This window comes from uncultured Caballeronia sp., assembly GCF_964243625.1.
Taxonomy (GTDB): domain Bacteria; phylum Pseudomonadota; class Gammaproteobacteria; order Burkholderiales; family Burkholderiaceae; genus Caballeronia.
This window is the reverse complement of record NZ_CAXTGZ010000057.1, coordinates 1-18,459: the sequence shown is the minus strand read 5'-3', so window position 1 is coordinate 18,459 and position 18,459 is coordinate 1. Positions and strand designations below refer to the sequence as shown.

General features: G+C 61.0%; 11 protein-coding genes. 6 read left to right on the top strand and 5 right to left on the bottom strand.

Annotated features, from left to right (window positions below):
- Positions 1-632, top strand: a 632-nt coding sequence (locus ACFFAR_RS06115; RefSeq protein WP_174362324.1) for an RES domain-containing protein, incomplete at its 5' end; no start/stop codon positions are given.
- 12 nt (positions 633-644) lie between these two features.
- On the opposite strand, the gene ACFFAR_RS06110 is transcribed toward ACFFAR_RS06115, so the two are convergent.
- The 5 genes from ACFFAR_RS06110 to ACFFAR_RS06090 all read right to left on the bottom strand — a co-directional run bounded on the left by ACFFAR_RS06110 (position 645) and on the right by ACFFAR_RS06090 (position 6,645).
- A complete protein-coding gene (locus tag ACFFAR_RS06110) occupies positions 645-1,967 on the bottom strand; it encodes a DNA topoisomerase IB (RefSeq protein ID WP_174362325.1) in 1,323 nt (440 codons plus the stop codon).
- A gap of 102 nt (positions 1,968-2,069) precedes the next feature.
- Entirely contained in the window at positions 2,070-2,807 is a 738-nt protein-coding gene (locus tag ACFFAR_RS06105) for a metallophosphoesterase (RefSeq protein WP_082779131.1), read from the bottom strand.
- Between the two features lie 163 nt (positions 2,808-2,970).
- On the bottom strand, positions 2,971-4,353 hold the full coding sequence (locus ACFFAR_RS06100; protein WP_174362326.1) for a c-type cytochrome: 1,383 nt from the start codon (positions 4,351-4,353) through the stop codon (positions 2,971-2,973).
- Between the two features lie 23 nt (positions 4,354-4,376).
- Positions 4,377-5,978 (bottom strand): GMC oxidoreductase, encoded by a 1,602-nt coding sequence (locus tag ACFFAR_RS06095; RefSeq protein ID WP_174362327.1) that lies wholly within the window; start codon positions 5,976-5,978, stop codon positions 4,377-4,379.
- Positions 5,979-6,063: 85 nt separating this feature from the next.
- Positions 6,064-6,645, bottom strand: a complete 582-nt coding sequence (locus tag ACFFAR_RS06090) for a sugar dehydrogenase complex small subunit (RefSeq protein ID WP_174362328.1) — start codon at positions 6,643-6,645, stop codon at positions 6,064-6,066.
- 282 nt (positions 6,646-6,927) lie between these two features.
- On the opposite strand from ACFFAR_RS06090, the gene ACFFAR_RS06085 reads away from it, so the two are divergent.
- The 5 genes from ACFFAR_RS06085 to glgB form a co-directional block, all read left to right on the top strand.
- A complete protein-coding gene (locus ACFFAR_RS06085; RefSeq protein ID WP_086381657.1) occupies positions 6,928-7,584 on the top strand; it encodes a DUF1345 domain-containing protein in 657 nt (218 codons plus the stop codon).
- Positions 7,585-7,936: 352 nt separating this feature from the next.
- Positions 7,937-9,613, top strand: a complete 1,677-nt coding sequence (gene glgA / locus ACFFAR_RS06080) for a glycogen synthase GlgA (protein WP_062002479.1) — start codon at positions 7,937-7,939, stop codon at positions 9,611-9,613.
- A 368-nt stretch (positions 9,614-9,981) separates the two neighbouring features.
- The gene (locus ACFFAR_RS06075; RefSeq protein ID WP_174362330.1) at positions 9,982-13,377 is read left to right on the top strand and encodes a maltotransferase domain-containing protein; all 3,396 of its coding nucleotides are present in this window, start codon (positions 9,982-9,984) and stop codon (positions 13,375-13,377) included.
- Between the two features lie 133 nt (positions 13,378-13,510).
- Positions 13,511-16,900 carry a maltose alpha-D-glucosyltransferase gene (gene treS / locus ACFFAR_RS06070; protein ID WP_375507638.1) on the top strand — a complete coding sequence of 1,130 codons (3,390 nt, stop codon included), beginning with the start codon at positions 13,511-13,513 and terminating at the stop codon, positions 16,898-16,900.
- Positions 16,893-18,459, top strand: a 1,567-nt coding sequence (glgB, locus tag ACFFAR_RS06065) for a 1,4-alpha-glucan branching enzyme (protein ID WP_375507637.1), incomplete at its 3' end; no start/stop codon positions are given. The genes treS and glgB, both read left to right, overlap by 8 nt.

Below are 18,459 nucleotides of genomic sequence, written 5' to 3'. Positions count from 1 at the left end.
TTCCGGCCGTCAATCTGTTTGATCGCGTAGCGTCGCCGCAGGATTTCGATGCTCTTTACGCGCTCGAAGCCATGACCAATGACCGTCTGCGAACCGAGCTGGGCGATCTGGACCTGGTCCCGTCGGACGAACGCCGCTTCGGCGCGGGTTACGGCCCGATCATGGCCGCGTTCACCCATCTGAATCCGAACGGCAGCCGCTTCTCCGACGGCACCTACGGCGTGTTTTACTGCGCGCGCGAAAGACGCACTGCCATCGAAGAAACGCGATACCACTCCGCGCTCTTTCTCGCGCATACCCGGCAGGCGCCGCTGCGACAGCAGATGCGGCTCTACACGGTATCGGCTCATGGGGAAGTGCTCGATCTCTGCGCCGGACGCCTGACGCAAAATTCGCTCGATCCGGAGATCCTTTCGCCATCGGACTATGCGGCGGGGCAGGCGCTCGGACGCGCGGCGCGCAAAGCCGGCGTGCGCGGTATTGCGTATCCGTCGGTGCGGGATGAGGGTGGCGAATGTCTCGCCGCATTCCGTACGACCTTGCTGCACGATTGCCACCACGCTGCGTATCTGGAATACGAATGGGACGGCGAGACCGTGACCAGTGTCTACGAGATGAGCAAGGTCGGTTGAACCTTGCGCTGATCAGCCGATGGCGACCGCCGTCGGCGATCGGACGCGTCCGATCTTTTTCGTCGCCGGCCGCGCCGCTTTGGATTTCACTTTTGGCGATGCTGGCTTGACCGACGCCGCTTTTACCGCGGCCAGCGCTTCCGCCTTCAAGTCCTTCCCCGAATTTTTCAAAGCCGCAGCTTTCTGGCTGGACTTGGTCAGCAGCCGGGCCAGGCTGGGGTCCGCCGTATTCGCCTTGCCTTTCCTTGCACGAGCCGCTTCGCGCGAACGGCGCTTCGCGTCCTGCTCGAGAAATATCGCGAGCGTGGCCTCGTCGGATTTGAGCCCCGACCGGCGCGACGCCGGCAGTTCATCGGCGAGCTGGCCTGCTTCGAATGCTTCGATCACCGCCGGATGCACATAACATTTGCGGCAGACGGCTGGCGTATTGCGCAACATTTTCGATACTTCCTTGATCGTCCCCACCACGTGCTTGCGCGCTTCGGTGACGGTTTCCCACGCGAGCTTGCGCAGCGCCGCGAGCGCAAACACGCTGCCCGCCCACGTCCGATAATCCTTCGCAGTGAAATCTGCGCCGGTGATTTCGTGGAGATAGTCGTTGATGTCCGAAGAACTGATGGCGTGGCGCTGGCCATCGGCATCGAGATACTGGAAGAGTTCGTGTCCCGGCAAGTCCATGCATCGCTTCACAATTTTCGCAATCCGCGGATCACTCACCGATACATCGTGTTCAATCCCGCTCTTGCCGCGAAACTGGAAGCGCAGCGTGCCGGATTTTACGCTGAGATGCTTTTTGCGCAGCGTGGTCAGGCCATAGGACTTGTTTTCGCGCGCATATTCCTCGCTGCCGACCCGCACGAGCGTGGTGTCGAGCAGCCTGACGACGGTCGCTAGAACCTTGTCGCGCGGCATGCCTGGCAGATCAAGATCGCGGGCCACGCGGGCGCGCAGTTTCGGCAGGACTGCACTGAAGGCGAGCATGCGTTCGTACTTGGTGGCGTCGCGGGTTTCACGCCATTGCGGGTGATATCTGTACTGCTTGCGGCCTCGCGCATCGCGTCCGGTGGCTTGCAGGTGTCCGCGCGAGTCCGGGCAGATCCACACATTCGTGTACGCAGGCGGAATGGCCAGGGCATTGATGCGCTTGATGTCGGCATCGTCGGAGAGTTGCTTGCCCTGCGTATTGAAGTAGACGAACGCGCCGTTTTTCCACTCGCGCGTGTAGCCCGCGCGGGCGTCGTCCACATAGCGCAGACCCGGCGGCAAGTCTTCCGGGCAGCCTTTGATATCAGGGGATGAATCGATGACGGAGTCGGTGACTGATGAGGTCGGCATTGTTGCTAGTCTCGCAAGGGTCGCCCGTCGGGCGGTTTACGAGATCTAAGCAAAAGGAATGCCGCGGACGTTCTCCCGGACTATCGGAAACGTTCTCCCGGACTATCGGAACCCCTCGGCAAGCGAACCGGCGCCTTTCGCCCAGCCCTGCTTGACTGACCAGCGTTGATCCGTTCCAGCCTCGACAATGGTCAGACGGCCATCGTCCGTGTATGCACCGGTATCGATAAAGATCTGCGCCCCGATCTGCTTGATGGCCTTCACCGGCGTATGCCCGCAGTACGTTGGCGACAAACCCCGCTGCATGGAAGGCTTTCCCGTCCCGAGCGCGAGCGACCTTCCCCACAGCAGTTGCTGGCGGACTTCATCGGGGAAATAGGCCACTTCGAGGTCGGCGTCGCTGCCGAAAAACTCCGCGTGCAGCACGTTGAACCGCGACGCGCCGTCCCCGACTATGCGCACGAGCGGCACGCTTGCCAGCTTTGCAGCGAGGCGCTGCAACTGCTCATCGGACAGATTCGATGCCCACGCGCCGCCAATCGAATACCAGACGTGGCGCTTCATGCGTCCGTCAGCGACGGCGCACAGGGCGTCTTCGTGGTTACCGAGCACCGGATAAAACCAGGGTTGATCGATCAGATCGAGCGCCGCAAGCGAGTCGCTGCCGCGATCGACCAGATCGCCGACGGAAAACAGCCGGTCACGCGTGCCGTCGAAGCCGATTTCGTTGAGCAGATAACGCAACGCATCGACGCAACCATGCACGTCGCCAACCACGAGGTCACGGCCTGATTTGTTCGCCGGATGCCAGCAAACGACGGGATATGTAGCAGCAGTCATAGCCAAATCTTCTTCGTACACGGCGCACAAGCGCGCCCAAACTAAAAAGCAAGTTCACATTTTGAAACCGGTGACGCCGATAAGCAATCTTCGCGGCGCGACAAGGCAAAATTTGCCGTGCCGCACCGCACAAACTTGCATTTACTACGCAATTTCCGTTCCTCTACTGCGGTGTTGCGCGCAATTTGGCAACTTCAGCAGCGGTTGTGGTCGATTGCGGATTGCCGAAAGTCTTCGTGACGTAGTTGCTGATGGCGGCGATTTGCTCGTCATTGAGTTGATCGGCGAAGGCTGGCATGAAGACATTTGCTGTTTTCGTCTCGCGATTTACGCCGTGGAGCATCACCATGGTCAGGTTGTTCGCCGCCGATGCCCCGACCACGCTGTTATGAATCAGCGACGGATACGCGCCCGCCGCACTGCCGCCGCGTCCCTCGCCGGTCCAGCTATGGCAGGTCGCGCAATTGGCGATAAACAACTGCGCGCCGTTCACGCCGCTCACCTGCGTGCCGCGCATTGCGATGACGTCCTGGCTGGTCGGCTTGCCGAAGGAAGCGCGCGGATGGGTATCGCCGCCACTTTGCGCGGGAACCGTGCGCAAGTAGGCGACCATGGAACGCAAGTCCTCAGGCGTCATGTATTGCGTGCTGTTCTGAATCACATCGGCCATCGGGCCGGCTGCGTTCGCACGGCCGTGCACGGCGCCGGTGGCGAGATATTGCGCGAGTTCATCGTCCGTCCAGTTGCCGACGCCCGCGTTCTTGTCAGGCGTGATGTTGTAGGCGTGCCAGCCCGACAGTTCGGCGCCGCTGAAACGTTCGCCGGACTTCAGGCCTTGCGTGACGTTGCGCGGCGTATGGCATTCCTCGCAATGCGCCAGGCCTTCGACCAGATACGCCCCACGATTCCACTCGGCGCTTTGCTTCGGGTCGGGCACGAAACGCCCTTCCTTGAAGTTGAACATGTTCCAGAACACCATCAGCCAGCGCTGGTTGAACGGAAACGACATCTCGTTGCGCGGCGGCGTGTAGTGGATCGGCGCGAGCGTGTTGAGATAGGCGCGGATGGCGAGCACATCGCCGGAGGTGACTTTCGTGTAGTCCGCGTACGGGAACGCCGGATACAGCCGCTCGCCGCCCTTGCCGATACCCTCGTGCATCGCGCGCACGAAATCGGCGTCGGTCCATCGTCCAATGCCCGTGTCCGGATCGCTCGTGATATTCGGCGTGTAAATGGTCCCGAACGGCGTGTTGATGGGCAGGCCGCCGGCGAAGGGGCGGGCTTTGTCGGCGGTATGACACGCGATGCAATCGCCCGCGCGCGCGAGATATTCGCCGCGCTTGATCAGGTCGGCGCCGGCCTGATTGTCCTTGACGGTCGTGGCCGTCTCCGCACCGTTCGCAGCGCCAGCGGCTGTTTGCGCCTGTGCGGGTTCTATCAGTGAGTGGAAATTCATCGCGCCGGCTACGGCGAGCGCAAACACTGCGAGCGCACCGCCAAAACGTTTTGTGATCGTGCGGGCGTCGCGGGGTTCGTGGTTCTTCATCGTGGATCTCCGTCGGCGCGCCATCAAAGTTCTTTCTTCAATTTGTCGGCGAGACGCAGCGACAACGCAGACAGCGTCAGCGTGCAATTCACCGATGCCGCCGTCGGCATCACCGCGCTTCCGGCCACGAACAGATTCGGATGGTCGTGCGTGCGGCATTCGGTATCGACCACGGAATCCTTCGGGTCCGCGCCCATGATGGCCGTGCCCATGATGTGGTTGTTCGGGGCAAATTTGTCGTCGAAGGTGATCTCCGTGCCGCCGAACAGTTCCGCGATGCGCGCGTAGTGCGTGCGTGTATCGGCGGCGCTTTTCTTTACGTAGTCGTTGATGGAGTAATAGATCTCGGGTTGCGGAATGCCGAGCGAATCCTTGTGATCCGACGAAGGCAACACGCGATTCTGCGGTTCGGCAAGATGCTCGTGGAAGCTGTTGATGTTCATGGTGCGTGCAGCGCGATCGCGGATCTGCCGGTCGAGCTCGGCGCCGCTCAAACCCTTCGAAATGAGATCTGCGGTGATCGCCATGGTCGGCACGCCATTCGACAAATGCAGCTTTTTCGCCGCGTATTCGGAACGGAACGCGCCATCGCGGAAATTGACGATGGACGTCATTTCCATGGGGCCGCGTCCCGGCCACAAGGTCTCGTTGGCGAGGAACGTGACGCCCGTTCCGGGGTGGTCCATGAGGTTGCGGCCGACCTGATCGGAGCTGTTGCCAATGCCGTTCTTGAACGTATCCGAAGCCGATTGCAACATCAGCTTCGGCGTTTCGATGCCGTTCGCCGCCAGCACGAACAGCTTGCCCGTCACGCGCGTGCTGTTGCCGTTCGGGTCCTTGTAATGGACGGCGGTGATCAGGCCTTTGTCGTCGGCTTCGATCTTGTAGACCACGGCTTGCGGGATCAGCCTCGCGCCCGCGCGTTCGGCTTTTTCAGCATGCGTGACGCCGTTGTACATGGCCGCGATCGGGCAGATGGGCATGCAGTTGTTATTGCCGCAGCAGGTCGGGCGCGCGTCGTACGGGCGGCTGTTGCGCGCAACCGGTTCCGGCACGACGTGAAACGATTCGGCGTTGAGGACATCGGAGAAACGCTGGTCCATGTAGGAAAGCGGCAGCATGTCCATGGGATACGGTTTTGAGCGCGGCGAACCGAGATCGACATCATGACCGGGACCCGATACACCCAGTTGCACCTCGGCTGCCTGATACCACGGTTCGAGCGTTTCGTAAGAGATCGGCCAGTCGCGGCCCACGCCATACAGCGTCCGGATCTTGAAATCGGCGGGAAGCAGACGCCACGCCGCGGCAGCCCAATGCCAAGTCGTCCCGCCCACGAGCCGCAAGTATTGCGACGCATACGGGTACTCGCCCTTCTGGATCAGATAGTTGTTCTCGGGCGAATACTCGGGATGCGGCGCGTAAGGCGTCGATGGATACGGCGTTGCAAAATCCGCTTTCGCGGGCGAGTTGCGGAAGTTTTCGACGATCTGCCAGCGCGGAATGCGCGGCCCGGCTTCGAGGAGGATCACGGATGCGCCCGCGCTTGCGAGCTGATGGGCTACCAGACCGCCCGCGACACCGGATCCGACGACCACGACATCGGCCGAATTCGAATTTGCCATTTTTGTATTGTCCTGTGAGGTGCTGCTTTTATGCTTCGGTCGCGCTGTCCAGCAGCGCGACCGCGTGATTCTTATATGGCTCGGATCAGGCGGCCTTGGGCGCGCCGACTGCCGGCGGCTTTTGCGTCCAGTAGAACGGCACATCGCGGCAATATGAAGGGATGGTCAGCACATCGCTTACGGGATCGAACATGAGTGCACGTTCGTACGCCACGACGCTTGTATGCTGCCCGTCGCCGACAAGACCGAGATACCACGCGCGTATGACAGCCGTGACGGTGCCGGCAAGCTTGGGCGTGTCTGCCTTGAGCGCCTGCGTGACGGTATCCGATGGCACCCCGCCATGCGCCGCAAGCCACACGTTGAGCGCGCTCACGTTCGCGACAAACACGCTGTCCGACTTCGATAACGCGTCATACACGCGCTGCGCCAACGCGGGGTCGAAGCTCGTGCGGCCGGTCAGCTTGCGCGAGAGCAGGAGGAAGCCTTCAAGGCCTGCAGGCGGGGTATCGGCGAAAGCCTGTGTGAATAACGATGGAAAGCCCATTCCCGCCGATGCAAAAGCGAGCGCCACCGCCGACGCGCACGCGCCGAGCACGAAACGCCGCCGGGCGGCGGAGTGCCTGGCTGAATCAGCAGGCACAGGGGGATCTTGAAGCTGTCTCATGGGTTGGTTGTCCGGGGTTGGTGTCCGTTACGCGTTTTGCACAAGGCGATGATCGGCAAGAGCGGGCAGACACGGCCTGTTAGACACGGTCGGTCCGACACGGTCTGTCAGACATGCCTTGCCGATATCTTTGAAAATGATTTGAGGCCGTGGGGTGAAGTCAGAGCGCGCGTCAACATGCAGAACCGCGCTCGACGCCCGTTGAAGTTTGAAAGCTACACGGGCAATAATCGCGGCGCGACAGCTTAACGCGATTACCGCCATCACAAGGCCACGATAAAAATGAATTTCATGCTTCCCGACGTAGTCCGATATCGCCCGAGGGCGATTATTGCTTTGATCATTGGTGTGATTGCCGCAATTTTGGTTCCATATGACTTGCGCCCGCTCGTGCGTGGCCTCGTAGGTTGGGACACTACCGTATGGCTGTATCTCGTGCTCATATGGATTCAAATGTGGCGGGCGCACCAGGACGAAGTGCAGAAGCTCGCAGCGCGCGAGGATGAAAATGCCGGCATGGTTTTGCTGATCGTCAGTCTTGCGGCGCTCGCAAGTATTGTCGCGATCATCGCGGAACTCGCCAGTGCAAAGAACATGGGCTTTCGCAGCGCATTGCCTAACTATTTGCTGACAGGCATCACTATGTTCGGCGCATGGTTCCTCATCCCCACCATGTTCACTCTCCACTACGCGCGTCATTACTATCAGTCGCAAGACGAGACATCGCTGAAATTTCCCGATACTCATCTGAAACCCGACTATTGGGACTTCCTGTATTTCTCGTTCACCATCGCGGTGGCATCGCAAACGTCTGACGTGGTATTGCGCTCTACGGAAGTGAGGCGCACTGCGTTGGCGCAATCGGTTTTGTCGTTCTTTTTCAATGCGGCCGTGCTGGGTTTGTGCGTGAACACTGCTGCCGGGTTATTAGGCTCGTAAAGTGCCGGCGAGCAATTATTGCTGGCGCTTTATTAACTTTCGGTCTTAATTTCCTGAGTCGATTTGTATAAGCATTCCAGTTACCGCTGTGTAAAAACGCCGTTCCCGACGGGTGCTTTTTTACACGGCGTCAAATGTCTGTCTTCTGTCCGGCGTAGCGTGTTCGTTTGTGAGTGGCGTACCTAACGCTTTCCCGCGGTTTTGGGAAAAACCATGCTGCATGGCACAACGTTTGCTCTAAGGAACTCCGCATCCCTCATCCCTCCGATAAGAGCACCGGTCGCGTGCGCCGCCATTCAACCGGCCGAGCGCAGCCCATCGCTTTTCATCTTTCAGACGCCAGGAGTCAGCTTTGTCCTTGAACGTATTGCTTGTCGCTTCGGAGGCCGTGCCGCTTGCCAAAACTGGCGGACTGGGTGACATGGTCAGCGCATACGCCGCGGCGTTACGTGAAGCGGGAGTCGATGCCGCCATACTGTTGCCGGCGTATCCGAACGCATTGCAAATGGTCGATGGATTGCAGAAGGTTGCTTCATTGACGGGCCTCCCGGGCGGTGACGGCGCGTTGTATCGCGGCCGCATGCCCGACACCGGCGTGCCTGTGATCCTGTTGCGCATGGATCACCTGTACGCACGCGACGGGCTTTACCAGGATGCCAAGGGACGCGACTACGAAGACAACGCCATCCGGTTCGCATCGCTGTCGGCGGCGGCAGTCCGGTTGGCCGAAGGCGTTCGCGGCTTCAAGAAGCCTGACATCGTGCATGCGCATGACTGGCATTCCGGCCTCACGCCGCTCTTGATGAAGCACGCGGGCGTGCACGCAAAAAGCGTTTTCACGATCCACAATCTGGCGTTCCAGGGCAACTATTCGCTCTCGCTTGGTGCAGCGCTCGGCGTTCCGGCCAAGTGGCTCGTGCCGGCGTTGACCGAACAAAAGAGCATCGAATTTTATGGCGCGTTGAGTCTGATGAAAGCGGGCATCGTCCACGCTGATCACGTCGCGACCGTCAGCGAGACCTATGCCCGCGAAATTCTCACGCCGCGCTTTGGTCATTTGATGGAAGGCGTCCTGCAATGTTATGCAGAGAAGCTGTCGGGCATCATCAATGGCATCGATGTCGGTGCATGGGACCCGATGACCGACACGCAGATCGCGCGCAACTATTGTTTCGAGGATATGCGCGGCAAACACGCTTGCAAGCGCGAACTGCAACAGATGTTCGGGCTACCTGTCGATCCGTTCGCGCCGGTGATTGCCATCGGCAGCAGGATGACATCGCAAAAAATGGCCGATGTCGTGATCGACGCCATCCCCGCGCTCCTCGAACAGCATCCGCGTTTGCAGATCGCGGTGATCGGCAAAGGCGAAGCGCATCTCGAAACCGCGTTCCAACGTCTGGCGCAAACGTGGCCGGATCGCATCGGCGTGCATATTGGCTACGACGAGCGCCGCGCGCATGTCCTGCATTCCGGCGCCGATATCCTGCTGCATGGCAGCCGCTTCGAGCCGTGCGGCTTGACGCAAATCTACGCGATGCGTTACGGCACCCTGCCGGTTGCATCGCGTGTGGGCGGACTGGCGGACACCATCGTGGATGCGGCCGAAGCATCGTCGCTGCAGGAAGGCTTTCAGTCTTCGCCGGTGGAGAGCCTGGGCAGCTTCGAAGGCGCGACATCGTCACGTCCGGCTACCGGTTTTCTCTTCGATGGCGAAGCGACTCATGACATGGTGGTTGCGGTCACGCGCGCCATTCACGCTTTCATGCGCCCTCAACAATGGCGCACGCTGCAACGCAACGCAATGGCCCGCGACTACGGCTGGAACCATGCAGTTGCCAAATACATCCAGCTCTACGCAGGCCTCACGGACGCACGTCCCGCAAAGACGCCGCTGCGCACACGCCGCGTGCCGGTTCATACGCCGGCGGTACCGGCCATCGCCGCCATGGCAGCGCCCGCTGCCGCTGCAAGCCGTCACGACCGTCACGATGGAGAACGGTCGCAATTTGTCGCACGCAGCGCCTGAAAGCGTTCGCATCTCACTGTTCGATGATACGGTTATGCAGTTGCCGCCCGCCACGCTGATAGAAGCGCGGCGGGCGGTGGTCGTCTGACCTGAAGCGAGGCCCCGACGCCCAAGCCGGAAGTCAGCTCCGGCGCGGCACGCTACGTGCTGTGTCCTAGAACGCGACCCTGGCGCCGCACCGAACGACGTATCGCGCATGACAGCTTCATGAAGATACGTACCGCACTCGAAACCCCGGAATTGGTGCTTGAAGACTGTCTGAGGCTCGTCTGCCGTAGACGTTCGTGCGGTTGGTTTATTGCCTGGTTGAGCGCGATCGCGTTTTCCCGCATCCACGCCATAGCAGGACGAACTGGAAAAGACGACCGATGGAACACCATCACATGCTTCACGCGTATGCGCCACGAATCTATTTCATCGACCCGCTTCTCGTCGGACCATTGTCCCAATGGCCCGCACAATTCGAGCACGCAGCAGCGCTCGGCTTCGATCATGTCCTGATCGGCGCGCCTTTTCTGCCCGGCAAGAACGGGCACCGACAGGCGGTAGCCGACCATCACAAGCTGCATCCCGCATTTGAGTCCGATCTTCCAGCAGCGGAAGGCCTGCGTTTGCTCGCAAGCCAGGCTGAGAAGCACGGGCTGACATTGCTCGTTGATATCAACCTCGACCGCGTCAGCGCCGAAGGCGGCCTGTTCCAGGAAAACCGTCAATGGTTTCATCCGTTCGAAGCGGCCGAAGCGCGGCTTGATCCGCGTACAGCACCGCATGAGGAAAGCGTCGCGCACGCCAATTTCGGCGATGGCGAAGCGGCCCACGCGCTGACCGAATGGTGGGCGCGCGAATTGATGCTGATCGCCGATGCCGGCATTGGCGGCTTTCGCTTCGAAGCGCCGCAGAAGGTGCCCGCGCATGTCTGGCGCCGCCTGGGCGCGGCTGTGCGCGAACGTCATCCGCAAACCAAATGGCTTGCGTGGACGGTCGGCGTCAACCGTCATGATCTGGCGAACCTCGCCGATGCCGGTTTCGATTCGGTGTTTTCATCGGCGAGATGGTGGGACTTTCAAAGCAACTGGCTCTTCGATGAACACGCGGCCCTGTTCCGCATCGCGCCGCCGATCGCATTTCCCGAAGAACCGTACGGCACGCGCCTGCTCAACGATCTTCCCGACACCAGCGATTCATCGCTTGTGGAACGGGCTTACAGGCGCGCGTTGTACACGGCGGCGGGCATAGGTACCGGCGTGCTGGTTCCCATGGGTTTCGAGTACGGCCTCACGCAACCGCTCTCGTACAACCACGGCAGTGCCGAAGAATTTCATCGTGCGAAGGAAAGCGCGCGCTTCAATGTATCGGCAGAAGTGGCACATGCGAACGCGTTGCAACGCAACTCCGCGGCGCTCGCCAGTACCGGCGAGTTGCGCACGCTGACGGGTCCCGGCACGCCGTATGCGGCAATCCTGCGCGGCAGCGGCCCGGACTTGCGGACGGCGAGCGAAGCCGCGCTGATCGTGCTGAACGCCGACCTGACAAAGCCGGTTTATGTCGATACACGTCATTTGCTCGATGGTGCTCCAGGCAACTTCACGCGGTTCCGTGCGATCGATGAAGACACCACCGAAACGCCGCTGCCGCTGAAACCTTTCCTGCTGCAGCCGGGCGAAGTCCGCCTGCTGCGCGGCGCGTCCGAGCCGCCGATCCTGCTCGCGCAGCCCCAGGTCAAACGCGGCGCGAAATCCGCCGATAAAAAATCGGTGAACGAGGCGCTCGTCGCCCCGCGCGTGATGATCGAAAGCGTGGAACCGTCGGTGGATCACGGGCGCTTCCCGGCGAAGCGGATTGTGGGCGAAGCCGCCGAAATCACGGCTGCTATTTTCGCGGAAGGGCACGACAAGATCGCGGCTGCCGTGCAGTGGCGCGCCGCCGATGAAACCGACTGGCACGAAGCCAAGATGCTTCCGGTCATTCCGCTTGGCAACGACTTGTGGACGACCAGCATTCCGCTCGACCGGCTCGGCCGGCATGAATTCACGGTGATTGCGTGGCGCGACGACTTTGCATCGCTCATCGATCACATGCAGAAAAAGCTCAAGGCCGAGCAGACCGTCGAACTGGAACTCGAGGAGTTGCGGCACCTGTTCGCGTTGATCCTCGCCGAAGTGAAGACAACTGAAGGGTCGCAAACGGAACCGCTGGAAGGCATCGTTAAGCAATTCGCGAAAGCCGATGGCGAGACACGTCTCGCGCTGGCTTTGTCGCCGGAAACGGCGCGGGCCATCGAAGCGGCGCGGCATCGTCCGTTCCTGTCGCGCGATCCGGTGACCTACCGGATCGACGCCGAACGCGCCGCCGCGCGCTTTGCAAGCTGGTACGAGATCTTCCCGCGCTCCATGAGCGACGATGAAAACCGTCACGGCACGTTTATCGATGTAATCGGCAAGATGCCGCGCATCCGCGAGATGGGCTTCGACGTGCTGTACTTCCCGCCGATCAACCCGATTGGCATTGCGAACCGGAAAGGCAAGAACAATACGCTCACGGCCCAGCCCGGCGATGTGGGCAGCCCCTACGCCATCGGCGGCAAGGAAGGCGGTCACGACGCGGTGCATCCGGAACTCGGCAATCTGGATGACTTCAAGCGCATGCTCGATGCAGCGCGTGCGCACGGCCTGGAAATCGCGCTCGACTTCGCGGTGCAGTGCTCGCCGGATCATCCGTGGCTGAAGGAACACCCTACATGGTTCGCATGGCGTCCTGACGGCACCTTGCGGTACGCCGAAAATCCGCCGAAGAAGTATCAGGACATCGTGAATCCGGACTTCTATGCGAAGGACGCGAAACCCGAGTTGTGGCTTTCGCTGCGCGACGTGTTCCTGTTCTGGATCGCGGCGGGCGTCAAGATTTTCCGCGTCGACAACCCGCACACCAAACCCATGCCGTTCTGGGAATGGGTGATCGGCGACGTGCGTGCGCGCCACCCCGACGTCATGTTCCTGGCCGAAGCGTTCACGCGTCCGCGCGTGATGAACCGCCTCGCCAAGCTCGGCTTCTCGCAGTCGTACACGTACTTTACGTGGCGTGAGTCGAAGCGCGATTTCGTGGAATACATGCACGATCTGACGCAGACCGACGCGAAGGAATTCTTCCGTCCGAACTTCTTCGTCAATACGCCCGATATCAACCCGCGTTTCCTCCAGCGTTCGGGCCGCGCCGGGTTTGTGATTCGTGCCGCACTCGCGGCCACGCTCTCGGGACTCTGGGGCGTGTATAGCGGTTTCGAATTGTGCGAAGCCGCCGCGTTGCCGAACAGCGAGGAATATCTGGACTCGGAAAAGTATCAGATTCGCGCGTGGGACTGGAACCGGCCAGGGAATATCGTCGGGGAGATCACGGCGCTCAACCGTATCCGCAAGGCGAATCCGGCGTTGCATTCGCACCTCGGCGTCAACTTCCTGACCGCCCACAACGAAAACATTCTCTTCTTCGAAAAGGCCAATGCCGCACGCGACAACGTGGTGCTGGTTGCAATCAACCTCGATCCGTTCAACGAGCAAGGCGCGGACATTGAACTGCCGTGGAAGACGCTGAGCGATTGGGGCGTTCAGGAGTGGGACGCGCTGGCCGTGGAAGACCAGATGACGGGCGAACGTTTTGAATGGCGCGGCCGACGGCAGCACATTCAACTCGATCCCAATACGCGGCCGTTTGCGATCTGGAGAATCGCACCGACGTGGGGCCTGCCTCGCAAGGACACCGCAGCCTGAAGTCAAAGCGCCTGCGTGCCTTTGAACGGCGCGCAGGCGATCATCACGAAGGCATCGGCCGACGTGGCACAGAACAACTCACACAGCCGGTAGCAGTGCGCCTGACGCACCTCACCGGCTCAAGGAGCGACACGTGAAGCGCAACAAGAATTCGACTCTCAGCAACGATCCGCTCTGGTACAAAGACGCGATCATCTATCAAATCCACATCAAGTCCTTCTTCGATGCCAACAACGACGGCATCGGCGATTTTCCAGGCCTGCTCGCCAAGCTCGATTACATCGCGGAACTCGGCGTGGATTGCATCTGGCTGCTGCCGTTCTATCCATCGCCACGACGCGACGACGGTTACGACATCGCCGATTATCGCAACGTGCATCCCGATTACGGCACGCTCGCCGACGTCAAGCGCTTCATTCAGGAAGCGCACGCACGCGGCATTCGCGTGGTGACGGAACTGGTCATCAACCATACCTCAGATCAACACCCGTGGTTCCAGCGCGCCCGGCTTGCAAAGCCCGGCTCGAACCATCGCAATTACTACGTCTGGTCGGATACCGACAAGAAGTACGAAGACACGCGAATCATCTTCATTGATTCCGAGCCGTCCAACTGGACGCACGATCCTGTTGCGGGACAGTACTACTGGCACCGGTTCTTCAACCACCAGCCCGACCTGAACTTCGACAACCCCGCCGTGCTGAAGGAAGTGCTGTCCGTCATGCGCTTCTGGCTGGATATGGGTATCGACGGTCTGCGGCTGGATGCCGTGCCGTATCTCGTGGAACGCGAAGGCACGAACAACGAGAACCTGCCCGAGACGCACGCAATCCTGAAGACGATCCGCGCGACCATCGACAAGGAATATCCGAACCGCATGTTGCTGGCCGAGGCGAATCAATGGCCCGAAGACGTGAAGGAGTATTTCGGCGATGAAGACGAATGCCACATGGCCTTCCATTTCCCGCTGATGCCGCGCATCTACATGTCGATTGCGAGCGAGGACCGCTTCCCGATCACCGACATCATGCGTCAGACGCCAGATCTCGCGCCGACCAACCAATGGGCGATTTTCCTGCGCAATCACGATGAGCTCACGCTCGAAATGGTGACGGATTCGGAGCGCGATTATTTGTGGAACACGTATGCAAGCGATCGCCGTGCGCGCCTGAACCTCGGCATTCGCCGTCGTCTTGCGCCGCTGATGGAACGGGATCGCCGCCGTATCGAGCTGATCAATTCGCTGCTGCTGTCCATGCCCGGTACGCCCGTGATCTATTACGGCGACGAACTCGGCATGGGCGACAACATCCACCTGGGCGATCGTGACGGCGTGCGTACGCCGATGCAGTGGTCATCGGACAGGAACGGCGGGTTTTCGCGCGCTGATCCGGAACAGCTCGTGTTGCCGCCGGTGATGGGTTCGCTCTACGGTTATGACGCGATCAACGTGGAATCGCAAAGCCGCGATCCGCACTCGCTGCTCAACTGGACGCGCAAGATGCTCGCCGTGCGTCGCGCGAAACATGCGTTCGGCCGTGGCACGATCCGCTTCCTGCGCCCGAACAACCGCAAGATCCTGGCGTATATCCGCGAGATCGAAGGCGAACCGCCCATCTTGTGTGTCGCGAATCTTTCGCGTGCGCCGCAAGCCGTCGAACTCGACCTGTCCGAATACGCCGGTTCCGTGCCGCTGGAAATGACCGCCGATTCCGCGTTTCCGCCCATCGGCCAGTTGACGTATCTGCTGACGTTCCCGCCGTATGGCTTCCTGTGGTTCCAGCTTTGCCCGGGCAATCAGCGTCCGGCATGGAGCCAGGCGCCATCGGAGCAATTGCCCGAGTTCGTGACCATGGTGATTCGCGCCGGCCAGACCGGCCCGACGCCGGAGAATGTGCGCCTGCTCGAATCCGAAGTACTGCCGTCTTACTTGAGCAAGCGGCGCTGGTTTGCATCGAAGGACCAGACGTTGAAGCGCGTGCGCCTTGCCGCGTTGACCACAATCCCCGAAGCCGGGTTCGCGTTCACCGAAGTGGAAGCGGATGTTGGCGACCACACCGAACGGTATGTGTTGCCGCTGACGATTGCGTGGGGCACGGAAACCACGTCGCCGCTCTACATGCAATTGGCGCTGGCTCGTGTGCGCCAGAGCCGCAACATGGGCCATATCACCGATGCCTTCGCGGTCCCGGCATTTACGTATGGCGTGCTGCGCAAGCTCAAGGAACGCGCTGTTGTACCGACCGTGCAAAAGAGCGAGATCCGCTTCATCCCGACCGAACGTCTGGATGCGCTGAACTTCAATTTCAAGCCGGGCGAACCGTTGCCCGAGATTCGCTGGCTTGCCGCCGAGCAGAGCAACAGCTCGCTCGTGATTGGCGACCAGGTCGTGCTGAAGCTCGTGCGGCGCCTCGTTGGCGGCATCCATCCGGAAGCCGAGATGAGCCGCTACCTGACGAAGCTCGGCTATGCGAACACCGGTCCGCTGTTCGGCGAGGTCGTGCGCGTCGATCCGGAAGGCGTGCCGCACACGCTGTGCATCTTGCAGGGGTTCATCGATAACCAGGGCGATGCCTGGAACTATGCGCTCGATTATCTGCGCCGCACCGTCGATGAACTCGCGCTGGCAGTGGACACCGAAGACCATTCGATGGATCGCGAGAAGGAGATGCAAGGCATCGAGGGATACCGGACGATTGCGGGGATCATCGGGCGTCGTCTGGGCGAACTGCACGTCGCGCTCGCCTCGCCGTCCGACGATCCGGCATTCGCGCCCGAGACGGCATCGAAGGAAGATGTGCGCGCATGGAACGACGGCACGCATACGCTGCTCGTCACCGCGCTCGATATCCTCGGCGCCAAGATCCGCGACTTCAGCGAGCATGATCGCGAACTCGCGCAGAGCCTGCTCGATCGCCGCGACCTGCTGCTTGCAGCCGTGCAGAAACTCGTGCCGGAGAGCGCCAATGCACTGCGTATCCGGATTCACGGCGACTTCCACCTGGGCCAGGTCTTGATGGCGCAAGGCGATGCCTTCCTGATCGACTTCGAAGGCGAACCGGCGCGGCCGCTGGAGGAACGCCGCAAAAAGTCGAGCCCGTTGCGTGACGTGGCCGGCTTATTGCGTTCCTTGTCCTACGCCAGCGCCGCTGCGCAGCCGACGACCGAAAACGCACCGGCAGCCGCCGCCGATCGCAAACGTGCACTGTTCGAGCGCCTGCGCGCCCATGGCGAAGAAGGTTTCCTTGCTGAATACAATGCGGCGGTTGCAGCTTCCCCGCAGCCCGTCGCCGGCGATGAAGCCACCCTGGCCGCCTTGCTCGATCTCTTCCTGATCGAAAAGGCCGCCTACGAAATCCGCTATGAAGCGGCGAACCGTCCGACCTGGATCGGCTTGCCGTTGCGTGGCCTCGCGTCGCTTGCGAGCCGCCTGCTTGGCGACACCGGCGCACCGCTCGCGCCCGGCTCGCGTCCCGCGGACGCCGCAGAAAAGGACATCTCCGATGGAAACGAAAATGAATAAGCGCACCGACGACCGAAGCCTGACTGAAGGGCTGCATCCGCTCGATATCGACGCACTTGTCGAAGCGCGCCATCCCGATCCGTTTTCAAAGCTCGGGCTGCACCAGACCGATGCAGGGCCCGTCGTGCGCGTGCTGCTGCCCGGCGCGACCAGCGTGCAGGTTCTCGCGCGCGACAGCAGCGCGCCGCTCGGTACGCTCACGCAGATTCATCCGGCGGGGCTGTTTGTCGGGTTTATCGATGAGGCTCAGGCCTACCGGCTGAATATCGACTGGCACGGCACGCCGCAGGAAGTCGCCGATACCTATTCGTTCGGCCCCGTTCTCGACGAAGACGCACTGAACCGCATCTCATGGGGCGACCCGTATGCCGTGCTCGAATGCCTCGGGTCGCGGCCGGTCGTGCATGACGGGGTATCGGGCGTGCGGTTCGCCGTCTGGGCGCCCAATGCGCGCCGGGTGTCCGTAGTCGGCGATTTCAATTCTTGGGATGGCCGTCGTCATCCGATGCGCCTGCGCCACAACGCAGGCGTATGGGAACTGTTCGTACCGGGACTGGGCGCGGGCACGCGCTACAAGTACGAAATCATCTCGCGCGAGGGCCACGCCTTGCCGCTGAAGGCTGACCCTTGCGCATTGCAGAGCGAGCTGCCGCCGGCGACGGCTTCAGTGGTCGCGGATGCGGATGCCATCGATGGATATAGCTGGACCGACAGCGAGTGGATAAACACGAAGCGCGGCCCAAAGCAGACCGTCAACGCGCCGATCTCCATCTACGAAGTCCACGCCGAATCGTGGCTGCGCGTGGCGGAAGAGGGCAACCGCGGCATGAACTGGCACGAACTCGCCGAGCGCCTGATTCCCTATGCCAAGAGCATGGGCTTCACGCACCTCGAGTTCATGCCGATTGCAGAGCATCCGTTTGGCGGTTCGTGGGGATATCAGCCGTTGGGGCAATTCGCGCCCTCGGCACGATTCGGGACACCGGAGCAATTTGCCGAGTTCGTGAATCGTGCGCACGAAGCTGAACTGGGGATCATTCTCGACTGGGTGCCGGCGCATTTTCCAAACGATGCCCACGGGCTTTTCCAGTTCGATGGCACGCCGCTTTATGAGCACGCCGATCCGCGCGAGGGATATCACCAGGACTGGAACACGATGATCTACAACCTCGGCCGCAACGAGGTGAGTGCGTTCCTGGTCGCATCCGGGCTGGCGTGGCTGAAGCGGTATCACGTCGATGGATTGCGCGTGGACGCGGTCGCGTCGATGTTGTACCGGGACTATTCGCGCAAGGCCGACGAGTGGGTGCCGAACATCTACGGCGGCCGTGAAAATCTCGAATCGATTGCGTTTCTCAAGCGCCTGAATCACGAGGTGCGTCAGATTCCGGGTGCGATCACGATTGCTGAAGAATCGACGGCATGGCCGGGAGTGACGGCGCGCGTTGAAGACGGCGGACTGGGTTTCGATTTCAAGTGGAACATGGGGTGGATGCACGACACGCTGCATTACATGGAAGAAGATCCTGTGTATCGGCAGTATCACCACAACATGTTTA

Coding starts and splice junctions, on each gene's coding strand:
- ACFFAR_RS06110 (WP_174362325.1), bottom strand. CDS start 1,967: ATGCCGACCTCATCAGTCACCGACTCCGTCATCGATTCATCCCCTGAT.
- ACFFAR_RS06105 (WP_082779131.1), bottom strand. CDS start 2,807: ATGACTGCTGCTACATATCCCGTCGTTTGCTGGCATCCGGCGAACAAA.
- ACFFAR_RS06100 (WP_174362326.1), bottom strand. CDS start 4,353: ATGAAGAACCACGAACCCCGCGACGCCCGCACGATCACAAAACGTTTT.
- ACFFAR_RS06095 (WP_174362327.1), bottom strand. CDS start 5,978: ATGGCAAATTCGAATTCGGCCGATGTCGTGGTCGTCGGATCCGGTGTC.
- ACFFAR_RS06090 (WP_174362328.1), bottom strand. CDS start 6,645: ATGAGACAGCTTCAAGATCCCCCTGTGCCTGCTGATTCAGCCAGGCAC.
- ACFFAR_RS06085 (WP_086381657.1), top strand. CDS start 6,928: ATGAATTTCATGCTTCCCGACGTAGTCCGATATCGCCCGAGGGCGATT.
- ACFFAR_RS06075 (WP_174362330.1), top strand. CDS start 9,982: ATGGAACACCATCACATGCTTCACGCGTATGCGCCACGAATCTATTTC.